Below are 21,797 nucleotides of genomic sequence, written 5' to 3' on the forward strand. Positions count from 1 at the left end.
CCGATGCGGATTCGCTGGCTCGGCGCGGCACGGCGTCGTGAGCTGCTCGATGCGCTGCAGGCGCAGGTTCGGCTTTGGTCGGAAGAATGGAGTGTTGCCCCGGACGCGTTCAAGATCGAGCCTGCTGATGACGATTCCCTGTCGGGCGCGGCCGGGTGGCATTGGAAGATGGCGGCCTGTGCAGCCGGAACGCTCCATCTCGGGGTAAGGCTGCGCATGCTCAATGCGCTTGGCGGACTGCTCGCCAACGCCAGCGTCGAGGATCGTCTTGGCCTGGGGCGCAGAGTCGGAGAGCGTGCGCTTCAGTCGCTTGCTGCCCGTTTGACGGGTGACGGCTCCATTGATCTCGCGGTCGGCGAAATGCCTTCAGTGAAAATGCGCGAGGCGAAGTTCGGCGGTCTTTACGTCAATCTGGTTGGCTGGGGCTTTGACGCGCTGCTTTGGCTGGACAGCGGTCTGTGCGATGTGCTGTGCCCCCACCGAGCAGGACGGCAGCGCCACTGGATCGGAAAGAAGCCGCGCTTGGCCAGGAGACGATGATCTTGGATGTGGTCGTCGATCTCGGCCCAGCCACCGTCAACGACACCAGCGGACTACGCGTCGGCGAGGTGCTGGTATCGCGTACTCCTCTCAAGAATCTGTTCCATCTGGTCACTCCTGATGGAAAACGCATTGCCCGCGGCAGTCCCTGCAGGAACGGGACTTCGCTTGCCTTGCAGATCGAATCCGCCTGATCCCTGGAATGCCATGAACACCACGACTGTACACGCGATCGAATTTCCTGAAGCTCCGACTACGGAACCCACCGGTTCGGCGATCGTCGGCAAGGATATGAATCTGGTTGGCCATTTGCCGGTTTCGCTGTCGGCGATGATCGGTACCGTTTCCCTGACGGTGGATCAACTCTACGCACTCAGGAAAGGCGAGGTCCTGACGATGAATGAGGATCTGGAGACGCCCGTGACGCTGAAGTTGAACGGAAAAGCGGTGGCGCGCGGCGAACTCGTTGCCGTCGATGAATGCTTCGGGATTCGCATCACCGAGTTGTCATGATCTCGATCCGCTCTACGCTCATTGCGGGCGGTGCACCGGCGGGAACGGTGAAGTCAGATGCGATTCCTTTCCGCCCGGATGCCGTCGTGTCGTTGCCGGAGGCCGGTGGTGTGCTGGCGGCGGCGCTGCTGTTGCTGGCCGCGTTCTATGGCCTGGCTTGGTACGCCAGGCGCGCGGGCTGGCTGGGTCGTTGGATGGGGGGCGGGCCACGTCTTCCAACGATGCGAGGAAGTTGGCGGTTCTGGAGCGTCTCGTCGTAAGCCGGAAAACGGTGCTCTACCGCATCCGGGACGGCGAGCAGGAATATTTGCTGGTCGAATCGTCGGCCTCGGCTGGCTTGACCGCGTCGGAGAGGCAAGCGTGAAGGCGGTCGGTAGCGGCGCGCGCTGGTGGACGGTTGCGATTTTTCTGCTGATCGTCGTTTTCTTCATTCCCGATGCGTTCGCACAGCCTTCGCAGGGGGTGGATGCATTGAGGGATGCGGCGCGGCAGGACTATTCACCCGTCGTGCGCACCTTCCTCCTGCTGAGCATGCTTTCGGTCGTCCCGATACTTTTGATCGGGCTGACCTCGTTCACTCGCATCATCATCGTGCTGTCGCTGCTCAGGCATGCGCTGGGATTGCCGCAGACGCCGCCGAACAGCGTGCTGGTGACTTTGGCGATCTTTCTGACCGTGTTTTCCATGGCGCCGGTGGTCGACGCAGTGAACAGCGGGGCAGTCCAGCCCTATCTGCAGGAGAAGATCACCACGAAAGAAGCGCTGGATACGGGTGCGATTCCGGTTCGAGCCTTCATGGTCCGGCAGACGCGCGAGTCGGACTTGGTGGCCGTGCTCGAAATGGCCCACGCGCCGCGCCCGAAGACGATCGACGATATCAAGCTCACCCACCTCGCGCCAGCGTTCCTGCTCAGCGAGCTGAAGACGGCATTCCAGATCGGATTCGTGATCTTTCTGCCCTTTCTCCTGGTCGATATCGTAGTGGCTGCCATCCTTATGGCGCTGGGCATGATCATGGTGCCGCCGGGCACGATCAGTTTGCCGATCAAGATATTGCTGTTCATCCTGGTCGATGGCTGGGTCCTGATCTCCCGGGCGTTGCTGAGCAGCTATTCGAGCTAGCCCCGCATGGCTTGCTTGGGGGAAGAGCTGGAGTTATGGGGAAGGTTGCGCGAATCGAACGACCGCGCCGCGCATCAGCTTCTTTTTGCTAAATATTCGGCATGGGCGCGCGCTGTTGCGGGCGATGTGTTCCGTCGCGTGAAGATCGCGCAAATGGATTGGGCGGACTACTCACAGAATGCTGTCATCGGGTTGCTCGAGGCGATGGAGCGCTTTGACCATGCACGCGGCATCGACTTCATCGCATACGCAAAGCCAAGGGTGCGGGGTTCGGTGTTCAATGGGCTGCGTATGTTCCTTGCCGAAAACCGCCAGGCAGGGGCATGGCAGGGGAGGCGGGAAGATCGTCTGGACTCTCTGAATGAGCGGGACGGCGCGGATCAACTCGATCATTTCGTCTCACTGGTTTCGGGGCTGGCCATCGGACACTTCCTCGATGTTATTGGCGAATCCGATTTCGTAGACCAGATGCAACCCGTCGAGCGTCAGATTGACGTGGACAGGGTGGGCGGCCGGTTGCGGGAGGCGATCCGGAAACTTCCCGAAAAGGAAGGGCAGGTGATCGGATTGCATTATCTGCAGCACATGCCGTTCGTCGAGATTGCGAGATTGCTTGGTGTCACAAAGGGCAGAATTTCGCAGCTGCATAAAAGTGGAATAGCCAGATTGAGAAGCTCGCCTTTGTTGGACGGATTTCGGGGCGCTGTATAGTCGGTCTGGCTGCTGCAGCGTCTATGTCAAGGTGCTAGCATTGGGTCTTGTAAGAGAAGGTCGAAGATAAGGCCTTGGGTGGGTGATCGCCTCGGGTCGATCTGGCGCCCCAATCAGGCCAGTCGGTCGCTTGGTTGCTCGATGGCTGCATGCGTTGGAGCAAAAGCATGTCAATTGGAAAGCCAACCCTATGGTTGGCTTTCTTGTTTTCGCTTCCATGAGAACCGAACAGGCAATCGCTACAAGGCGGCTACACAGGGCAGGCATGGACAGGAGAGAAATGCAGGGAAGTGCGCCCTTGTTCGAGGTGGTACCGGCGGGCATCTTCGGCCCGCTGGCCTCGGCCAACCGCCGCAACTACTGGTCGCTGCTGTGCCGGCTGTTCGACGAGTTCTTCGGTCCGGACGCACCGGTGCCGCCCAGCCACGGCTTCCCGCGCCGCGAGATCACCGCCGCGATCGAGCGCTATCTGCTCGCCGACGATCCCTGGGAAGACGAGGACGGCCAGGCCCCGGACGCGCCGCTGAACGTGCGCGCCAGCGCCATCCACGACCGCTTCCGCGCCGCCGGCTGGCTGCGCCAGGAGCGCATCGGCGCGCGCGAGATGGTGACGATGCCGCCGATGGTGGCGCAGCTGCTGTCCACGCTGGTGGAGTTCAGCGAACACGGCCCGACCTTTGTGTCGGCCAAGATGCGCTCGGTGGAATTGCAGTTGCAGCAGGTGGCCGACGGCCGCATGGACGGCGGCATCCTCGACGAAGCCGCCGACCAGGCGCGCCGGCTGCTGGTGTCGCTGGCCTCGATGAGCCTGCAGGTGCGCGACCTGATGCCGGAACTGAGCAAGGCGGAAACCACTGCGCAGTTCGCAAGGCAATGGTTCGAACGCTACGTCGGCCAGCTGTTCATCGGCGACTACGCCGAACTGCATCGCGCCGACCACCCGATGGCGCGGCGCAGTTCGATCCTGGCGATGGCGCAGCAGCTAGATGCCGGTGCGCCGCGCGAGGCGCTGGTGGCGTGGTACCGCGAGCACGTCACCGGCGGCGACGAAGCCCGCGCGCAGCAGCGTCTGTCGCGCAGCCTTGGCCGTCTGCGCGAACTGGAGCGCATCGACGAATACCTCGCCCGGCTCGACGAGGACATCCGCCAGGCCAACCGCCGCGCGCTGGCCTTCCTCGACTACCGCCTGCGCGCGCCCGACAAGCTCGACGTGCTGCTGCGCCGCGCCTGCCGCGGCGTGCTGTCGGCGCCTGCCGACGCGCTGCGCCTGCTGGTCGCGCCCGGTCCGCTGATGGACGAAACCCGCCTGCGTCCGCCGCAGCGCAAGCCCGCGCCGATCCCGCGCAGCGCCAACGCCACCGAACCGCCCACGCCGGAGCAACTAGCGCGGCTGTCGCTGCTGCGCAAGATGAAGCGCGCGCGGCTGGTCAACGCCGAGGACATGGCGCGCTACGTCGGCCGCCATCTGCACCACGGCGCAATGATCGACTCCGCGCAGCTCGGCATTGCTGGCATCGAAGACCTACGCGCCTACCAGACCCTGCTCACACTGGCGCTGCGCGGCAACCGCATCGGCGGCCTGCGCCGCGAAGACCCGCTGGGCCGGCTGCTGCGCGGCTTCCGCGTGGAACTGCTCGACGCCGGCGACACCCGCGACAACGATTACCTGCGCGGCCCGCGCTTCCGCATCCAACGCATCGGCACATCATCCTCTCCGCCCTTGTAGGAGCGCCTTCAGGCGCGACCGGGGCATCCGCAGCTCCTAGTCGCGCCTGAAGGCGCTCCTACAGACGACCCTCATTTTCGAATCCCTCAATGAAACGCAGCTGGAACACCCTCAGCCAACTGTCCAACGGCACCTACACCGTGCAGGACTTCGAGCGCGCCGCCTACCGCCTCGCCACCGAGCAGGTACTGTATGCCGCCGATCCGCGCTCGCGCGTGGCCTACCACTTGGTCGAGGATCACCTCGCCGATTTCGTCGCCGCGCTGGAGCCGCTGGGCATCCGCGTGGAGCGCAACCCGCACTACCGCTACGTGGTGGCGCTGCCGTCGCATGGCGAAGGCGCAACGGTGACGCTGGACGAAACGCTGGCCCTGCTGGTGCTGCGCCAACGCTACGACGAAGCCATGCGCCAAGGCCTGATCGAAGACCACGGCGAAGTGGTGGTGGAACTGCCCGAGTTGCAGGAAAGCTGGCAAGCGCTGACCGGCCGCGCGATGCCCGACGTCGGCACGCTGCGCGCGTTGGCGCGCACGCTCAAACGCTGGGGCGTGTGCCGCTTGGTGGATTCGGAAAGCGACGACCCGCAGCCGTTCCATCTGCGCGTGCGCCCGGCCATCGTCGAAATCGTCGGCGAACAGTGGCTGCAACGGCTGGATCAACACAACCGCGACGAAGCGGGCGACGCCGAAGCGGAGGACGACGATGCAGCAGCTTGAGTGCGTCCACCTCGTCCAGTTCTTCCTGTTCGAGGCACAGAGCCTGCGGCTGGACGCCACCAGCGCCATCATCGCGCCCAACGGCGCGGGCAAAAGCGCGCTGCTCGACGCCTTGCAGATCGTGCTGCTGGGCGGCGACCGCAGTCGCATTCGCTTCAATGCGCAGGCCGGCGGGAGCCACCGCGCGCGCACCATCCGCGACTACTGCCTCGGCGTGTTCCGCACCGGCGACGAAGGCCGCAAGCGCCGCACCGCGACCACCTACATCTCGCTGGTGTTCCGCGATACCGACACCGGCACGCCGCTGACCGTCGGTATCGCGCTCGGCGCATCGGCAGACGAACCCGAACATCGCGTCCACGGCCTGTACCTGCTGCCGAACGTGGCGCTGGAACTGGACGAGCATCTGGAACGCATCAACGGCAAGGAACTGCCGCTGGCGTGGAACACCTTCCGCGAGCACATCACCCGCCGCTGCAAGGACGCGGGCGAAACGCCGCAGTTGCATCCCAACGCCGAGCGCTTCCTGCGCGACCTGCTGCTGCGCCTGCGTGCCGGCCCCTCGGCCAGCCCCGACCTCAACGCCTACCGCAAGGCCTTCCTCAACGCGCTGAACCTGCAACGCGTCGAGGACGTCGATCTGTTTGTGCGCACGCTGGTGGCCGAAGACCGGCCCACCGACATCGCCCGCTTTCGCGCGCTGCTGGAGAGTTTCCGCCAGATCAAGGAGAAGATCGAACAGGTCAGGCAGCGCATCGACGCCGCCGAAGGCGTGGAGCGCCAATACGAGAAGATCGCCGCGCAGGCCACCCGCGCCGCGTCCGCGCGCGCGCTGGCCGCCGAGTACGCGCGCGATCTCTATAGCGAGCAACTCGATCAGGCCGAGAGCGCCGTCACCGATGCGGAAAACGCGCTGGCCGATACCCGTCGCCGCCTCGCCGACACCCGCGTCGAACGCGACACGTTGCGCGAGGAACAGACGCGCGCGAATGCCCGCTTGCAGGGCAGCGTCGGTTACGGCGAGCAGGCGCAGCTCGACGAACTGGCGGGCCGCGACCGCGACCGCCTCGCGCAGTTGAAGAAAGACCTGCTGCGCGAAGTCGGTTTCGTCCGCGAGCAATACCGCCAGCTCGACGCGCTGGCGCTCGACGATCTCGATCACGATGCGTTGACCGCCGCCCGCGCCGACTGGGACGACTGGCATGCCGAACTGTCGGCGCTTGCCGCCGAAGACGCATTGCCATGGACGCCGGAAGACCTGTTCGCCCGCGCACGCCAAGCCCTGCGCGCCGCCGCACCGCTGCGCGAACGGGTGGATCGCCATGCCCGCGCGCTGCATGCCGCCCATGACAAGGCCCGCGACGCGCTGGCCGCCGCGCGCCAGAACCAGAAGCGTCTCGCCGCCGGCCAAGCCGAACTGCATCCGGACACGGCGCGCCTGATGAGCTACCTGCGCGACGCCGGCATCGACGCGCGCCCGGTTTGCGATCTGGTGCGCATCACGGACACCGCATGGCAACCCGCCATCGAAGCCTATCTGCGCAGCAACGTCGAAGCGCTGCTGATCCCCGACAAGGACGAGGAGCGCGCGGTCAAGCTGTATCGCAGCCTGTCCGGCGGACGCTCGGTGTATGGCGTGAAGCTGGCGCTGTCCAGCCATGCGCGCAACTCGCGTGGTGCGGATGAGCCCGCTGCCGGTAGCGTCGCCGCGCTGCTGGACGGTCTCAACGCCGACGCACTGGCCTTCCTGCGCCGCCAACTCGGCGAACTGCGCTGCGTCGAAACCGACGCCGAATTGGTGCGCAGCCGCCAAGGGTTGACCCGCGACGGTTCGCTTGCGCGCGGCGGCAGCATCGAACGCCTGCGCCTGCCTGCTGCCGGCGATCTGCGCATCGGTGCGTCCGACAACCGCGCGCGCCTGCGCGTGCTGCACGATGAAATCGAACATGCCGAGCGCGCGCTGCGTGAGATCGAGCCGCAGCTGCGTCACGCCGACGACAGCCAGCGCGGACTGGCGCGGCTGGCCGACGCCGACGCGGTGGCGCAATCGCTGCACGAGCGCGTGCTGGAACACCGGCAGGTGGCAGAACGCTACCGCAGCGCGCAGGAAAGCCGCCGCGCCGTGCTCGACCCGGATCTGTTGCGGCTGTCGGAACAGGTGCGCGAACTCAACGCGCAACTGGGTGAATGCGAAACGCGCGCCGACGCACTGGTCGGGCAGGAAGCGGTCGCCGCGTCCAACCTCGACCGCAGCTGCGGCCTGCTCGACGGCCTGCGCCAGCAGGAAGCGCTGATCGCGCGCCGCGCGGTGGACGCCTTCGCCGATCCCGACGTCGATCCCAACCGGGTCGAACGCCAGCGCGAAGAAATGGACGAGAAATACCCGTCGCTGGAAGAACGCGCGCGCCGCTGCGACGAACGCGCCAAGGACAGCGACGCGCAGCTGGCGCGGCTGCTGCCCGACGCTTGGAGCGGACTGGCGCAGTACGCCCGCGATCACGGCATCGAACTGGACTTCGACGCCACCGCCTGGCGGCCCGCGCGCGGCCTGCTGCAACGCGAACTGGCGCAGCTGCGCGACACCGAACTGGTGCAGTACGAAGAAGAAGCGCGGCAGGCCTACGCCACCGCCGTGGACACCTTCCGCACCGGCGTCGCGTCCACGCTGTACGACAATTTCAGCCGCCTCAAGACCCAGATCGCCACGCTCAACCGCACCCTACGCGCCAGCCCCGCGTTCTCCAACAACGAGCGCTACCAGTTCCACTTTGATGTGCTGCCGGAGTTCCGCGACCTGCACCGCTTCATCCAGCGCGCCGCCGACATCGGCGGCGAGGACACGCTGTTCGAAAGCGCAGGGCAGGTGCCGGACGCCTTCCGTGCATTGGTCGAGGACAAGGCCGCCGCGCACGTCGCCAACTCGCCGCTGGACGACTACCGCCGCTTCTTCCGCTTCGAGGTGCAGATCAGGCAGGACGACCGCGTGATTGGCAGCCTCAGCGAGCGCATGCGCTCCGGCTCCGGCGGCGAACACCGCGCGCCGCTGTACGTGATCGCCGGCGCGGCGCTGGCGGCGGCCTACGGCAAGAGCGAGGCGCAGCCGGGCGGGCTGGGGCTGATTCTGCTCGACGAGTTCGGCGACAAGATCGACGCGCAGAACGCGCGCGCCATCACCGGCTATCTGCGCTCGCTGGGCCTGCAACTGGTGCTGGCCGCGCCGGACACCGCGCAAGGCACCCTGTCCGGTGTGCTGGACAGCTACATCGAACTGTTCCGCGACGGCGACCTGCTGCAAGCCGAACGCATCGAAGTCACCGAGGCCGCACGCGCGCTGCTGCTGTCCGACCAATTCGACCTGCACCCGGAACTGCTGGCGGCGGAAACCGGGCGCATCGAGCGCGAGCAGGCCATCGCCTGATCGGTTCCGATCCGGTGCGGGCGAAAACTGCCCGTGCCGCCGGAAGCAGGCGCTGCGGTGGCATTGCTACACTCGCTCGATGCAGGATCAACGCTCCCGCAAGAAGACCCGGATCACCTCGCTCGACATCGCCCATCGCGCGGGCGTGTCGCAGGCGACGGTGTCGCGCGTGCTGGCCGGCAGTCCGCTGGTGAATGCCGAGACGCGCCGGCGGGTCGAGCAGGCGGTGCGCGAGCTGAACTACAAGGTCGATCGCCACGCCTCCAGCCTGCGCACCCAGCGCGCCGGCACGCTGGCGCTGCTGTTGTTCGAGGATCCGACGCAGGACGATTCGCACATCAACCCGTTCTTCCTGTCGATGCTCGGTTCGATCACCCGCGCCTGCGCCCGCCACGGCCACGACCTGCTGGTGTCGTTCCAGCAGCTCTCGGACGACTGGCACGCCGACTACGAGGACAGCATGAAGGCCGATGGCCTGATCCTGCTCGGCTACGGCGACTACCTCGCCTACGAGAGCAAGCTGGCGCGGCTGGTGGAGCAGGGCACGCATTTCGTGCGTTGGGGGCAGGTGGAGCAGGGCCAGCCGGGGATTTCCATCGGCTGCGACAACCTCGCCGGCGGTGCGCTGGCCGGCCGCCATCTGGTGGAGCGCGGGCGTCGCCGCGTCGCGTTTCTGGGCGATGCCTCATCGCGCTTCCCCGAGTTCTTCGCCCGTTACCAAGGCTGCGACGCGGCGCTGCGCGAAGCGGGGCTGGCGATGCTGCCGGAATTGCAGGTGGACGCCGACAGCACCGAGCAAGCCGGCGTCGATGCCGCCAATGCGTTGCTGGCGCGCGGGCTGCCGTTCGACGCGGTGTTCGCCGCCAGCGACCTGATTGCGATCGGTGCGATGCATGCACTGAAGCAGGCGGGCCTGCGCATTCCCGAGGACGTGGCGGTGGTGGGCTTCGACGGCACCTCCATGGCCTGTTACGCCAACCCGCCGCTGACCACGGTGGTGCAGGACACTTCTAAGGCCGGTGAACTGCTGGTGCAGACGCTGCTGCAACTGGTGCGCGAGCAGCCGGCGCAGAGCGTGATGCTGCAGCCGGTACTGGAAGTGCGGGCGTCCAGCGGCGGGTGATGCCGCTGCGTTTGCTCGTCGCTTCCGCAAAGGCAGGAGTCCAGATGTTTGGTGCAGGCAATTGCAGAGCTGGATGCCCGCCTGGGCGGGCATGACGGATTGAAGCGGGCCCGCGCGCCGTGGATGCGCGGGCACCGCTGCTAGCGCGGCAACCGTGCCCCCGCCATCGCCACATCCAACGCGGCTACGAGCGCCGGTTCGGTGGCGGCAGCATCGAGCAGATAGACCTGTACGCCGTGCGCCGGCACGCTCGCCTCCAGCTTGCCGCCCGCCGCGACCTCGACCACTCCGCCATCCAGCGCCGACGTCCAGCGCCCGGCTTGCAGCATCTTGTCGATCGCGAATCGCTCGGGCGCATCGCCTTTGTTCAACAACACCAGCGCGATTTGCTGCGTATCGCCATGTTGATAGACGCGATAGAACGCCGCGCGATTGCCGGCCAGTTCCACGTCGAGCTGCAACCCGCGCTGCAGCGCCGGCGCCGCCGCGCGCACCTTGGCGATCCGCGATAAGGCCGCGCGAATCGGGCTGGCCTTGGCCGCTTCAATGCCCTCGGTGCCGAAGTAGTTGCGATTGCCGCCGTGCTCCGGGCGGCCGCGCATGAAGCCCATCTCCGAGCCGTAATAGACCACCGGGATGCCGCGGGCGGTGAACAGCCAGTTGTGCGCGTCGATGAAGCCGGTGTCGCTGGCGTCCATGCGCGGCATGTCGTGGTTGTCGTAGAACGTGGCGAGGTCATAGGGATTCGCATACGGCCCGCCGGTCAGGTGCAGCGACGGGGCGAGCCGCTCGAAGCCGGCCTGCTTGCGGCCGAACGCTTCCTCCATTGCCTGCTTCATCGGGAAATCCAGCACGCTGGTTTCGCCGTGGCTGGGCAGGGTGTGGGTGGCGATGCGGCCTGCGTCGTAGTCGAAGGCTTCGCCGAACATGAAGAAGCCCGGATGCTTGGCGCGGATGCGGGTGGTGAACTGCTGCCAGAACGCATCCGGCATCCAGCCGATGGTGTCGATGCGGAAGGCGTCCGCGCCCTGTTCGATCCACTGTTCGTAAGCGCCGGCCAGATAGTCCAGCACCGCCGGGTTGTGCTCGTTCAAGTCGGAGAGTTGCGCGAGGTTGCCGCTGGCGTAGTTGTCGCCATCGACCGGGCCGATGGTGTTGTAGAAACGGTGCAGCGGGTTGTGCGCCGGATCGAGTTGTTGCGGCGGCAGGTTCTGGTGATCGGCGATTAGCACGCCGTCCTTGTCGTACACCTTGCCGAACTTGGGCTGATCGCTGCTCATGCCCCATGCGGGCGAGCCGTGATTGCCGACGATGTCCAGCACCAGCTTCATGCCCTTGGCGTGCATCGCATCGGCCAAGCCACGGAAATCCAGATCGGCGCTGGGCAAGTGTTCATCGACCTTGTAGAAGTTCATGCCCCAATAGCCGTGGTAGCCGGTCTTGCCCTTGTCGGCGAGGCTGCCGCCGCAGGTGGGCGCGGTGCCGCCGGTGAAGGGTTCGTCCGGGTTGTCCACGATGGGCGTGATCCACACCGAGGAAAAGCCCATCTCGCGGATGTAATCGAGATGTTCGGCAAGACCCTTGAAGTCGCCGCCGAGGTAGCCGATGTTGCCGCTCACGCCGTTGCAGGGCGGCAGCGGAATGTCGAAGGTGCCCTGTTCGCGGTGGTCGTTGGACGGATCGCCGTTGACGAAGCGGTCGGTCATCACGAAGTACACCGCGTTGGCGGCGAACGGCTCCAGCGTGCCGTAGTAATCCTTCGGCGTCGTCTTCGCGGTCGGCGGCGAGGTGCCGTTGCAGGCGGCGAGCAGGCAGGCGGCGAGGGTGGACAGGGCCAGGGTTGCGCGCATCGAAACGGTCCTCAGGCGGTCTTGGCGGCGGGCAGGCGCACCCGCAGCACGCACAGGCCGGCCACGATCATGCTGACGCCGCCGATGGCGAGCGCGTTGATCGGATGCCCGCCCAGCAGGGTTTTCAGCAGGAAGCCCAGCAGGCTGGCGGCGACCAGCTGCGGAATCACGATGAAGAAATTGAAGATGCCCATGTAGGTGCCCATCTTCGCGGCGGGCACGGCGTCGGACAGCATCGCGTAGGGCAGCGAGAGGATCGACGCCCAGGCGAAGCCCACGCCCACCATCGACAGCAGCAGCCAGTGCGGGTCGCGGATCACCGTCATCGACAGCAGCCCCAGCCCGCCCAGCACGGCGTTGAACAGGTGGCTGACGCGCAGGCCGAAGCGGCGCGCCATCCACGGGATTGCGATGGCCGCCAGCGCGGCGAAGCCGTTGTAGGCGGCGAACAGCACGCCGACCCAGTTCGCGCCGGAGTTGTAGGCGGCGGAGGTGGGATCGGTGCTGCCGAAATGCGTCTCCGCCACCGCCGCCGTGGTATAGATCCACATCGCGAACAGCGCGAACCACGAGAAGAATTGCACCACCGCCAGCTGTGCCATCGCCGGCGGCATGTCGCGCACGTCGTCGAGGATGCGCGTGAAGGCGTTGTCGGCGCGCAGGAAGGTGCGCACGAGGAAGGCGAGGCCGAAGCCGGCCAACAGCCCGGCGAGGATGTACAGCGCCTTGTCCAGCGCGCGGCCTTCCACCACCGCCGCCAGCAGCGCGCCCGCGAGGATGGCCGTGACGGACAGCGCGCGCAGCAGCGCGACGTCGCCGTCGCGGCGTGCCAGTGCAGGGGCTTCGTCCCAACCGGCGATGGCCTCCGGCGGATACTCGCGCGTGCGCAGCACCGTCCAGCCGATCGCGCCCAGCAGCACCGCGCCGCCGGCGTAGAAGGCGTAGCGCACGGTGTCGGGGATCTGCCCGTCGGGCGCGGTGTTGGCGACGCCGCATTTTTCCAGCAGGTACGGCAACAGGCTGGCGACCACCGAGCCGACGCCGATGAAGAAGCTCTGCATCGCATAGCCGCTGGGCCGCTGCACCGGCGGCAGCTGGTCGCCGACGAAGGCGCGGAACGGCTCCATCGCCACGTTGATCGAGGCGTCCAGCACCCACAGCATGCCGGCGGCGATCCACAACGCGGGCACGTTGGGGAAGGCGAGCAGGGCGAGCGAGGCGAGCACCGCGCCGGCGAGGAAGTAGGGGCGGCGTCGACCCAGCGGCGTCCACGTGCGGTCGGACAGGTAGCCGATCAGCGGCTGTACCAGCAGGCCGGTCAGCGGCGCGGCCACCCACAACACCGGGATGTCGTCCATGCCCGCGCCCAGCGTCTGGAAGATGCGGCTGACGTTGGCGTTCTGCAGCGCGAAGCCGAACTGGATGCCGAGGAAGCCGAAGCACATGTTCCATATCTGCCAGAACGAGAGCTGCGGCTTCGGTTGCGCGGTTACGGTGGTGCCGTTGGCGTGCATGCATACCCCTGGTTTTCGTGGCCGTCCCCTGCGGCGTCGTTACATATACCCCAGGCCACGGCCGGGCATGCCTGTAAACGTATTCACGCGCGCCGGGCGCTTCGGCGCGGGCATAGTCCGGTGGACGCGAGGGACACGGGGCGGACATGGCGGGACAACAGTGGTGGCGCGGCGCGGTGATCTACCAGGTCTATCCGCGCAGCTTCCTCGATACCGACGGCGACGGCGTGGGCGATCTGCCGGGCATCGTCGAGCGTCTGGACTACATCGCCTCGCTCGGCGTCGACGCGATCTGGGTGTCGCCGTTCTTCACCTCGCCGATGGCCGACTTCGGCTACGACATCGCCGACTTTCGCGGCGTCGATCCGCTGTTCGGCACGCTGGAAGACTTCGATCGCCTGCTGGCGAAGGCGCATGCGCTGGGCCTGAAGGTGATGATCGACCAGGTGCTCAGCCACTGCTCGGTCGAACACCCGTGGTTCCGCGAAAGCCGCGCCAGCCGCGACAATCCGAAGGCCGACTGGTTCGTCTGGGCCGACGCCAAGCCCGACGGCACCCCGCCCAACAACTGGCTGTCGATCTTCGGCGGCGTGGCGTGGACGTGGGAACCGCGTCGCGGCCAGTACTACCTGCACAACTTTTTGTCCTCGCAGCCCGATCTGAACTTCCACAATCCGCAGGTGCGCGCGGCGCAGTTGGACAATCTGAAGTTCTGGCTGGATCGCGGCGTCGACGGCTTCCGCCTCGACTCGATCAACTTCCCGTTCCACGACGCGCAACTGCGCGACAACCCGGCGAAGCCGCCAGAACTACGCACCGGGCGCGGCTTCAGCCCGGACAATCCGTATGCGTTCCAGTACCACATCCACAACAACACGCAGCCGGAAAACCTCGGCCTGCTGGAGGACGTGCGCGCACTGCTCGACCGCTATTCCGACGCTGGCGCGCTGGGCGAGATCTCCTCGGAAGATTCGCTGGCGACCACCGCCGAGTATTGCAACGACCGCCGCCTGCACATGGGCTACAGCTTCGAGCTGCTGACCGAGGAATGCAGCGCCGCCTACATCCGGCAGACGGTGGAGGCGCTGGAAGCGAAAATGACCGAGGGCTGGCCTTGCTGGGCCATCTCCAACCACGACGTGCGCCGCGCGGTCACCCGCTGGGGCGGCGAGGCGGCGGACGCGGCGCTGGCGAAGCAGCTGGTGGCGCTGGTGTGCTCGCTGCGCGGCTCGGTCTGCCTGTACCAGGGCGAGGAACTGGGCCTGCCGGAGGCGGACGTGCCTTTCGAAAAATTGCAGGATCCCTACGGCAAGACCTTCTGGCCGAACTTCAAGGGCCGCGACGGCTGCCGCACGCCGATGCCGTGGAGCGGCGACGGCGCGAACGCCGGCTTCAGCGCGGGCGAGCCATGGTTGCCGGTGCCGGCGGCGCATCGCGAACGCAGCGTGGAGGCGCAGCAGCACGACGCGGCGTCGGTGCTGAACGCGACCCGAGCCTTCCTGCGCTGGCGCAAGGCGCAACCGGCGCTGGTGCGCGGCTCCATCGCCTTCGTGGACGCGCCGGACGACGTGCTGGCCTTCGTGCGCGAGGCCGAGGGCCAGCGCCTGCTGGTGGCGTTCAACCTGTCGGATGCGCCGGTGTCATGGCCCGCGTTTGCCGGCACCGCCTTGCTCGATGCCCCCGGCCCGCAGGCGGCCAAGCTGGAAAGCGGGACGCTGCATCTGCCGCCGCGCGGCATTGCGTTCGGCACACTGGAGTGAAGCAAATGAATGCCATTGCTCGTCATTCCCGTGAAAGCGTAAAACCCCAAGGCCGTCATTCCCGCGAAAGAGGGCATTCTCAACGCTGTCATTCCCGCGAAGGCGGGAATCCAGCTTTTCTGCCTTTCAAGATCAAGAGCTGGATTGGACAGACATTCGTCTGTCAGAAGCGGCCCGCTTTCGCGGGAATGACGAGCAGGGCGCTTCTGGCTGCCGGGTTGTTGCTATCCCCGCTTGCCCACGCCGAAACCGTCACCAGCGTGACCTCACCCGACGGCAGGCTGAAAGTGGAACTGGACTTGGACGGCGATGGACGGCTCGCCTACCGCGTTCAGCGCGACGGCAAGCCGGTGATCGCCGATTCGCATCTGGGCTTCGTTTTCCGTAACGGTCGCCAGCTGCTGCGCAACCTCACGCTGGAAAAGCAGGCTGCACGCAGCTTCGACAACACGTGGGAACAACCGTGGGGCGAGCGCCGCTACGTGCGCGAGCATTACAACGAACTGCGCGCCAGCCTCATCGAAAAGAACCACGACCACCGCCGCTTCGACGTGGTGTTCCGCGTCTTCGACGACGGCGTGGGCTTCCGCTACGACGTGCCGGCGCAGCCCGCGCTGCGCGAGGCGCAAATCGTGCAGGAGCTGACCGAATTCGCCGTCGCGCGCCCAGCCACCGCCTGGTGGATTCCCGCGCTGCAATGGAACCGCGAGGAATACCTCTACCACCGCACGCCGCTGGCCGAAGTCGGCATCGCGCAGACGCCGATCACCCTGCGCACCGACGACGGCCTGCACCTCAGCCTGCACGAGGCCGCGCTGGTGGACTACGCCGGCATGAACCTGATGCGCGAAGGCAACGTCCTGCGCGCCGCGCTGACACCCGGCAGCCCGACGCCGGTGGTGCGCGCCACGCCCTTCGTGACGCCGTGGCGCACGATTGCCATCAGCGACAGCGCTGGCGGGTTGGTGGAATCGAACCTGATCCTCAACCTCAACGAACCCAACAAGCTGGGCGACGTGAGCTGGTTCACGCCCGCGAAATACGTCGGCGTGTGGTGGTCGCTGCATCTTGATGAGCAGAGCTGGGCCACCGGTCCCAAGCACGGTGCGACCACGGAGAACACGAAGCGCTACATCGACTTCGCCGCCGCCAACGGCTTTCGCGGCGTGCTGGTGGAAGGCTGGAATCCCGGCTGGGACGGTGACTGGTTCGCCAACGGCTGGGACTTCGACTTCACCAAGCCCGCGGCGGATTTCGATCTTGTGGGTTTGGCGAAGTACGCCGCCGGCAAGGGCGTCCACCTGATCGGCCACCACGAAACCGGCTGCGCGGTCAGCCACTACGAGCGGCAGCTCGATGCGGCGTTCGCACTCGACGCGCGCAACGGCATCGACGTGGTGAAAACCGGCTACGTCTGCGACGCCGGCCAGATCGAACGGCAGGACGCGGCGAACGGCCCGGTGCTGCGCGAATGGCACGAAGGCCAGTGGATGAGCCACCACAACCTGCGCGTGCTGGAGGCGGCGGCCAAGCGGCACATCGCCATCAACTCGCACGAACCGATCAAGGACACCGGCCTGCGCCGCACCTACCCGAACTGGGTCTCGCGCGAAGGCGCGCGCGGCATGGAATACAACGCCTGGGCCAACCCGCCGAATCCGCCGGAACACGAAGTGACGCTGGTGTTCACCCGCATGCTGGCCGGCCCGATGGACTACACGCCCGGCGTGCTCAGCCTGACCGGTCGCCACGGGCAGGAAATCCAGAGCACGCTGGCGCGCCAATTGGCGCTGTACGTCGGTATCTACAGCCCGATCCAGATGGCCGCCGATCTGCCCGAACACTACGCGCAACATGCCGATGCCTTCCAGTTCATCAAGGACGTGGCGGTGGATTGGGACGAAAGCCACGTGCTGGCCGGCGAAGTGGGCGAATACGTCGCCATCGCCCGCAAGCAGCGTGGTGCGCCGCTGTGGTTCCTCGGCGCGATGAACGACCGCAACCCGCGCACGCTGCAACTCAAGCTGGACTTCCTCGATACCGGCAAGCGTTATCGCGCCGAGATCTACCGCGACGGCGAAGGCGCGGATTGGCATGGCGATGCGCGCTTCCGCTTCGTGCGCGAGGACAAGGCGGTGGCGCGTGGCGATGCGCTGTCGCTGTGGCTGGCCGGCGGTGGTGGCGCGGCGATTCGTTTCGTGCCGCTGGAACCATGACGTGCTGATGCGTTTCGCCGCCGCGTTGTGCCTGCTGCTTGCCTGCGCATGCACGCAGGCGCAGGCGTCGCGCGTCGAAACGCTAAAGATCGCCGCGCCGGGCCTGTCAGATGAATCCATCCGCGTGCGCGCCTACCTGCCGCCGGATTACGACGCCACGCAGGCCCGCTACGACGTGCTTTACGTCAACGATGGGCAGGACATGGAAGCCGTCGGTCTGCAAGCCACGCTGGGACGGCTGGATCGCATGCATGCGATCCGCCGGATCATCGTGGTCGCCATCGACATGCCGCCGGATCGGATGGCGGGCTATGGACTGTTCGATCGCGCCAAGGAGAAGGCCATCGCCGTGCCGACGAAATACGGCACGGTCGGCGCGAATGCGTGGATCTACGCGCGATGGCTCACGCAAACGCTGGTGCCGCTGGTCGATGCGCGCTATCGCACCATTGCAAGCCCCGAAGGCCGCGCGATCCTCGGGTGGTCGCTGGGTGCGGTGAGCGCGTTCGGCATCGGTTGGCAGTATCCGGAACTGTTCGGCCGCGCCGGTGCGTTCTCGCCGTCGCTCTGGCTATCGACCGATGCGTACGATGCGAACGCCGTGCAGTCCACCCGCATCGTGCATGCGCTGGTCGCCGAAGGCGCACCAGCGAACAAACCGCAGCTGTTCTTCGCCGTCGGCAGCGACGAGGACACCAGCGATCGCGATGGCGACGGCGTCGCCGACGTGCTCGACGACACGCGCGACCTGATCGACGGCTGGACGAGCCGGGACGGCACGCTGCACAAGGGACTTGGCCAGTTCGGCTACGGCGGGGAAGACGCCGGCGGAACAGGGCGCGGCGACGCGACCTTGTTCCTGCTCGATGGAGGAAAGCACGACCAGGCGAGCTGGGCGCGCATGTTGCCCGCATTCCTGCGCTGGGCCTATGCCGAACGGACGGCGCCCGGCATGCGCTAGAGGCCGAAACGGCGCGATGCGCCGGCACGTGCTGCGTCGCGGAAAACACGCGCGGCGCCCTTGCTCGCGTCGCGCCGATGGCGTGGCGGCGGCGCTTTCTCGTCTCCATGAAAGCAAGCCTTGGCGCGGGTTTCAGGATTTTCATTGGTTGCTGCAATGAATACGTATGCAGCATCGTCCACCGCTCGATTGCGCGACTACCATCGCAGCGTTCATGCAATTCGCATTGCGCAGGCATGAAGAAGCGGGCGGCGACAGCCCGGTCGATTCCGAAAACCATTCCTGGAGGGGAAAATGGTGCAGTTGAAGCGAAACCTGCTGAGCGTGGCGCTGGCCACGGCGGCGATGATGTTGGCCGCGCAGGCCTCCGCACAGGATGCGCAAGCGAATCCGCAGGACGCGCCGGCCAGCGCGAAGAAGAAGGACGACGCCAAGAACCTCGACACCGTCGTGGTGACCGGCATCCGCGGCGGCATCGAGCGCGCCATCGACATCAAGAAGGACGCCACGTCCATCGTCGAGGCCGTGTCCGCCGAAGACATCGGCAAGCTGCCCGACGTGAGCATCGCCGAATCCATCGCGCGCCTGCCGGGCCTGGCGGCGCAGCGCGTGGCCGGCCGCGCGCAGGTCATCAGCGTGCGCGGCCTGTCGCCCGACTTCGCCACCACCCTGCTCAACGGTCGCGAGTTGGTCAGCACCGGCGACAATCGCAGCGTCGAGTTCGACCAGTATCCGTCCGAGCTGATGGCCGGCGTCACCGTGTACAAGACGCCCGACGCCGCGCTGGTGGGGCAGGGCCTGTCCGGCACCATGGACATGCGCACCGTGCGCCCGCTCGATTACGACAAGCCGGTGATCGCGCTCAGCGGCCGCTGGCAGCGCAACTCGCTGGGGTCTGCGGCCAACGAAGGCGCCACCGGCAACCGCTTCAACGCCAGCTACATCGGCCAGTCGGCGGACCGCACGATCGGCTATTCGATCGGCTATTCGCATTCCGACACGCCGATCCAGGAAAACCAGGTGGGCCTGTACGAGCCGTGGCAGGCCATCGGCGAGAACTGGCGTCCGGGCGTTGATGCCGGCACCTACTATTCCGATGGCATCAAGGCGCTGCGCCGCACGGGTTACACCAAGCGCGACGGCGTGATGGGCACGCTGGAAGTGCGCGCCAAGGACGGATGGATCAGCACGCTCGACGTGTTCCATTCGCAGGCGAAGCAGGAAAGTACGGCCAACCAGTTCGAAGTCAACCTGAGCGGCTGGAACGGTGGCTACGATCCCGGCTTGAACGTCGACGGCGCGATGGCGAACGGCAACGACACTTTCACCGGCGGTACCGTCCAGAACGTCTATCCGCTGGTGCGCGGCATGTACAACCATCGGAAGGACACCATCAGCGCCGTCGGTTGGCGCAACGAATTCTTCATGGACAACGGGGTCAAGCTCACCGCCGACCTGAGCTGGTCGAGGGCCAAGCGCGACGAGCTGAGTCTGGAGAACAACGCGCAGATCGCGCCGCCGCCCGCGCTGGACTCGATCGACCTGTCGATTTCCGAGGACGGCTTCTCGCAGATGGTGCCGACGCTCGACTATTCGGACCCCTCCAAGCTGTTCCTGCGCAACACGATCTACGGCTCCGGCTACGGCAAGGTGCCGAAGGTCGAGGACGAGCTGAAGGGGTTCCGCCTCGACGCCAATTTCCCCGCGTCGGGCGGCATGGACAACCTGTTCTCCAGCATCGACGTCGGCCTGAACTACGCTGACCGAAAGAAGGAGAAGCACCAGCCGGAAGGCAACATCAACGTCGGTTCGCAGGGTGACACGACCATCGAATCCGACCTGCAATACGGGCTGGTCGACCTCGGTTTCGCCGGCATCGGCATGATTCCGTCGTGGAACGTGCCGGGCGCGGTGTCGCGCTACATGACCTTCGTTCCCAGCGAGGACGCGGCGGGTTACCTGATCGCGAAGACCTGGATCGTGAATGAAACGATCACGACCGGCTATGCGAAAGGCAATATCGATACCACCTGGGGATCGGTGCCGGTACGCGGAAACATCGGTCTGCAAATCCAGCATGTCGACCAATCGTCCGATGGCCGTGCGTTCCTCCCGCCCAATATCGTGAGCCCTTACACCAAGGGCAAGACGTACACCGACGTGCTGCCCAGCATGAATCTGGCGTTCTCGCTGGCGGACGACCAGACGCTTCGCGTGGGTCTGGCGCGGCAGGTGGCCCGTCCGCGCGTCGACCAGATGCGCGCTTCGCTCGACTTCGGCGTGGATGAAAACACGGGCAAACCGGGTGGCAGCTCGGGCAACGCCATGCTCGATCCATGGCGCGCCAATGCCTTCGACATCTCCTGGGAGAAATATTTCGGCAGCAAGGCCTACATCGCCGCCGCGTACTTCTACAAGGATCTGCGCAGCTACATCTATACGCAGTCCCGGGACGGTTACGACTACTCGGCTGAAGTCGCGAGCTATGTTCCGCAGGAAGGCAAGCCGCCGGTGCAGCAGTTCGGCACCTACAGCGAGCCGTTGAACGGCAAGGGCGGCAAGCTGCAGGGCGTGGAACTGACCGCGTCGCTGCCGCTGGACATGGTGTTCGGCGATGCCTTGCAGGGCTTTGGCGTGGTCGCCAGCGCCAGCTTCAACGACAGCAGCATCAAGATACTCGACCCGGAAAGCGCCAGCAGCGTGGGCAGCGATCCGATCAGCCTGCCGGGCCTGTCCAAGCGCGTCTACAACCTGACCGCCTATTACGAGCGCAACGGCTTCGAGTTCCGCGTCAACAACCGCCGCCGCTCGGACTTCATCGGCGAGATCGGCAACTTCGACGGCAACCGCACGCTGCGTTACGTGGTCGGCGAGAACATCACCGACGCGCAGGTCAGCTACACCTTCGGCGAAAGCAGCGCGTTCAAGGGCCTGAGCCTGCTCCTGCAGGCCAGCAACCTGGGCGACGAGGCCTACCGCACCTATGCCGGCACCAAGGACCGCCCGCTGGAATACATAAAGTGGGGCCGCACCCTGCTGCTGGGCGCCAGCTACCGGTTCTGACCGACGTTCTCCCTGGGCAACATGCCAACCCCGCCGGTGCGAGCCGGCGGGGTTTTTCTTTTGCGTGGCGATATCCAGGCGAGTGGGGAAGCGATCGGAGCGTGACGCTCGCGGGAGGCTTGACAGCGGAATTCATGTCAAGCAGCATACTTTTCATTGCAAAGTATTGTCCTTGGCAAGGTAACCGCATGGAAAACGACGATTCGCAGGAGAAGTGGCAGATACAGCTGCGCAAGGGCGCGCTCGAACTGGTGATCCTGGCGGCGCTGCGGGCTGAACCGGTATACGGCCTGGCCCTGCTGCGCCACCTGCAGCGCTTTCCCACTACCGCCATCACGGAAGGCACGCTGTATCCGCTGCTGGATCGCCTCAAGCGCGACGGACTGGTGGATGCGAACTGGGTGCAGGAAGGCGAAAGCCGGCCCCGCAAGTACTACCGGCTCACCGCCAGGGGCGAGCAGAAGCTCGCTGCGCTCGTGCAGGCGTGGCGGCAGTCGGTCGCCGACATCGATGCCCTGCTGGCCACCGCGGCCGGCAACGAATCCCCCAATCAAGGAAGCTGAC

17 protein-coding genes are annotated in these 21,797 nt (G+C 66.2%); 15 read left to right on the forward strand and 2 right to left on the reverse strand.

The genetic code is table 11. The features are described 5' to 3' along the window. Window positions 1–3: 3 nt before the first annotated feature. The 10 genes from H9L17_RS14410 (at window position 4) to H9L17_RS14455 (ending at window position 9,869) form a co-directional block, all read left to right on the forward strand. The gene (locus tag H9L17_RS14410; protein WP_187570107.1) at window positions 4–540 is read left to right on the forward strand and encodes a hypothetical protein; all 537 of its coding nucleotides are present in this window, start codon (window positions 4–6) and stop codon (window positions 538–540) included. 2 nt (window positions 541–542) lie between these two features. Then, the gene (locus tag H9L17_RS14415) at window positions 543–734 is read left to right on the forward strand and encodes a hypothetical protein (RefSeq protein WP_187570108.1); all 192 of its coding nucleotides are present in this window, start codon (window positions 543–545) and stop codon (window positions 732–734) included. Window positions 735–747: 13 nt separating this feature from the next. Beyond that, on the forward strand, window positions 748–1,053 hold the full coding sequence (locus tag H9L17_RS14420) for a FliM/FliN family flagellar motor switch protein (RefSeq protein ID WP_187570109.1): 306 nt from the start codon (window positions 748–750) through the stop codon (window positions 1,051–1,053). Then, a complete protein-coding gene (locus H9L17_RS14425) occupies window positions 1,050–1,313 on the forward strand; it encodes a hypothetical protein (protein WP_187572006.1) in 264 nt (87 codons plus the stop codon). Before H9L17_RS14420 ends, H9L17_RS14425 begins: the two co-directional genes overlap by 4 nt. Window positions 1,314–1,413: 100 nt before the next feature. Next, window positions 1,414–2,175, forward strand: a complete 762-nt coding sequence (fliP, locus tag H9L17_RS14430) for a flagellar type III secretion system pore protein FliP (protein WP_246455104.1) — start codon at window positions 1,414–1,416, stop codon at window positions 2,173–2,175. A 15-nt stretch (window positions 2,176–2,190) separates the two neighbouring features. After that, entirely contained in the window at window positions 2,191–2,886 is a 696-nt protein-coding gene (locus H9L17_RS14435) for a sigma-70 family RNA polymerase sigma factor (protein ID WP_187570111.1), read from the forward strand. 307 nt (window positions 2,887–3,193) lie between these two features. Then, a complete protein-coding gene (locus tag H9L17_RS14440) occupies window positions 3,194–4,612 on the forward strand; it encodes a Wadjet anti-phage system protein JetA family protein (RefSeq protein ID WP_246455236.1) in 1,419 nt (472 codons plus the stop codon). An 89-nt stretch (window positions 4,613–4,701) separates the two neighbouring features. After that, window positions 4,702–5,328: a DUF4194 domain-containing protein gene (locus H9L17_RS14445; protein WP_187570113.1), complete on the forward strand. Its 627-nt coding sequence runs from the start codon at window positions 4,702–4,704 to the stop codon at window positions 5,326–5,328. Further along, entirely contained in the window at window positions 5,315–8,746 is a 3,432-nt protein-coding gene (locus H9L17_RS14450) for an SbcC/MukB-like Walker B domain-containing protein (RefSeq protein ID WP_187570114.1), read from the forward strand. The genes H9L17_RS14445 and H9L17_RS14450 overlap by 14 nt, the downstream gene beginning before the upstream one ends. A 79-nt stretch (window positions 8,747–8,825) precedes the next feature. Next, window positions 8,826–9,869: a LacI family DNA-binding transcriptional regulator gene (locus H9L17_RS14455; RefSeq protein WP_187570115.1), complete on the forward strand. Its 1,044-nt coding sequence runs from the start codon at window positions 8,826–8,828 to the stop codon at window positions 9,867–9,869. 140 nt (window positions 9,870–10,009) lie between these two features. Here H9L17_RS14455 and H9L17_RS15940 read toward each other — a convergent pair whose 3' ends face one another. Then, complete coding sequence (locus H9L17_RS15940) at window positions 10,010–11,719, reverse strand: alpha-amylase family glycosyl hydrolase (protein WP_223158062.1); 1,710 nt, start codon at window positions 11,717–11,719, stop codon at window positions 10,010–10,012. 11 nt (window positions 11,720–11,730) lie between these two features. Then, the gene (locus H9L17_RS15945; RefSeq protein ID WP_223158063.1) at window positions 11,731–13,233 is read right to left on the reverse strand and encodes an MFS transporter; all 1,503 of its coding nucleotides are present in this window, start codon (window positions 13,231–13,233) and stop codon (window positions 11,731–11,733) included. 146 nt (window positions 13,234–13,379) lie between these two features. On the opposite strand from H9L17_RS15945, the gene H9L17_RS14465 reads away from it, so the two are divergent. The 5 genes from H9L17_RS14465 (at window position 13,380) to H9L17_RS14485 (ending at window position 21,796) form a co-directional block, all read left to right on the forward strand. Continuing rightward, on the forward strand, window positions 13,380–14,993 hold the full coding sequence (locus H9L17_RS14465) for an alpha-glucosidase family protein (RefSeq protein ID WP_187570117.1): 1,614 nt from the start codon (window positions 13,380–13,382) through the stop codon (window positions 14,991–14,993). Between the two features lie 188 nt (window positions 14,994–15,181). Further along, entirely contained in the window at window positions 15,182–17,209 is a 2,028-nt protein-coding gene (locus H9L17_RS14470) for a glycoside hydrolase family 97 protein (protein WP_187570118.1), read from the forward strand. Window positions 17,210–17,216: 7 nt separating this feature from the next. After that, window positions 17,217–18,170 (forward strand): alpha/beta hydrolase, encoded by a 954-nt coding sequence (locus H9L17_RS14475; protein ID WP_246455237.1) that lies wholly within the window; start codon window positions 17,217–17,219, stop codon window positions 18,168–18,170. A gap of 294 nt (window positions 18,171–18,464) precedes the next feature. Next, on the forward strand, window positions 18,465–21,233 hold the full coding sequence (locus H9L17_RS14480) for a TonB-dependent receptor (RefSeq protein WP_187570120.1): 2,769 nt from the start codon (window positions 18,465–18,467) through the stop codon (window positions 21,231–21,233). A gap of 188 nt (window positions 21,234–21,421) precedes the next feature. Then, window positions 21,422–21,796, forward strand: coding sequence for a PadR family transcriptional regulator (locus tag H9L17_RS14485; protein ID WP_187570121.1), 375 nt, complete (start codon window positions 21,422–21,424; stop codon window positions 21,794–21,796). The last annotated feature ends 1 nt before the right edge of the window (window position 21,797 follow it).

The organism is Thermomonas brevis, from assembly GCF_014395425.1.
Classification (GTDB): Bacteria; Pseudomonadota; Gammaproteobacteria; order Xanthomonadales; family Xanthomonadaceae; genus Thermomonas; species Thermomonas brevis.

What these genes read in the sequence shown, in the direction of transcription:
- H9L17_RS14410 (WP_187570107.1), top strand. Translation starts at nt 4, where the DNA reads ATGCGGATTCGCTGGCTCGGCGCGGCACGGCGTCGTGAGCTGCTCGAT.
- H9L17_RS14420 (WP_187570109.1), top strand. Translation starts at nt 748, where the DNA reads ATGAACACCACGACTGTACACGCGATCGAATTTCCTGAAGCTCCGACT.
- H9L17_RS14425 (WP_187572006.1), top strand. Translation starts at nt 1,050, where the DNA reads ATGATCTCGATCCGCTCTACGCTCATTGCGGGCGGTGCACCGGCGGGA.
- H9L17_RS14445 (WP_187570113.1), top strand. Translation starts at nt 4,702, where the DNA reads ATGAAACGCAGCTGGAACACCCTCAGCCAACTGTCCAACGGCACCTAC.
- H9L17_RS14450 (WP_187570114.1), top strand. Translation starts at nt 5,315, where the DNA reads ATGCAGCAGCTTGAGTGCGTCCACCTCGTCCAGTTCTTCCTGTTCGAG.
- H9L17_RS14455 (WP_187570115.1), top strand. Translation starts at nt 8,826, where the DNA reads ATGCAGGATCAACGCTCCCGCAAGAAGACCCGGATCACCTCGCTCGAC.
- H9L17_RS15940 (WP_223158062.1), bottom strand. Translation starts at nt 11,719, where the DNA reads ATGCGCGCAACCCTGGCCCTGTCCACCCTCGCCGCCTGCCTGCTCGCC.
- H9L17_RS15945 (WP_223158063.1), bottom strand. Translation starts at nt 13,233, where the DNA reads ATGCACGCCAACGGCACCACCGTAACCGCGCAACCGAAGCCGCAGCTC.
- H9L17_RS14465 (WP_187570117.1), top strand. Translation starts at nt 13,380, where the DNA reads ATGGCGGGACAACAGTGGTGGCGCGGCGCGGTGATCTACCAGGTCTAT.
- H9L17_RS14470 (WP_187570118.1), top strand. Translation starts at nt 15,182, where the DNA reads ATGACGAGCAGGGCGCTTCTGGCTGCCGGGTTGTTGCTATCCCCGCTT.
- H9L17_RS14475 (WP_246455237.1), top strand. Translation starts at nt 17,217, where the DNA reads ATGCGTTTCGCCGCCGCGTTGTGCCTGCTGCTTGCCTGCGCATGCACG.
- H9L17_RS14480 (WP_187570120.1), top strand. Translation starts at nt 18,465, where the DNA reads ATGGTGCAGTTGAAGCGAAACCTGCTGAGCGTGGCGCTGGCCACGGCG.
- H9L17_RS14485 (WP_187570121.1), top strand. Translation starts at nt 21,422, where the DNA reads ATGGAAAACGACGATTCGCAGGAGAAGTGGCAGATACAGCTGCGCAAG.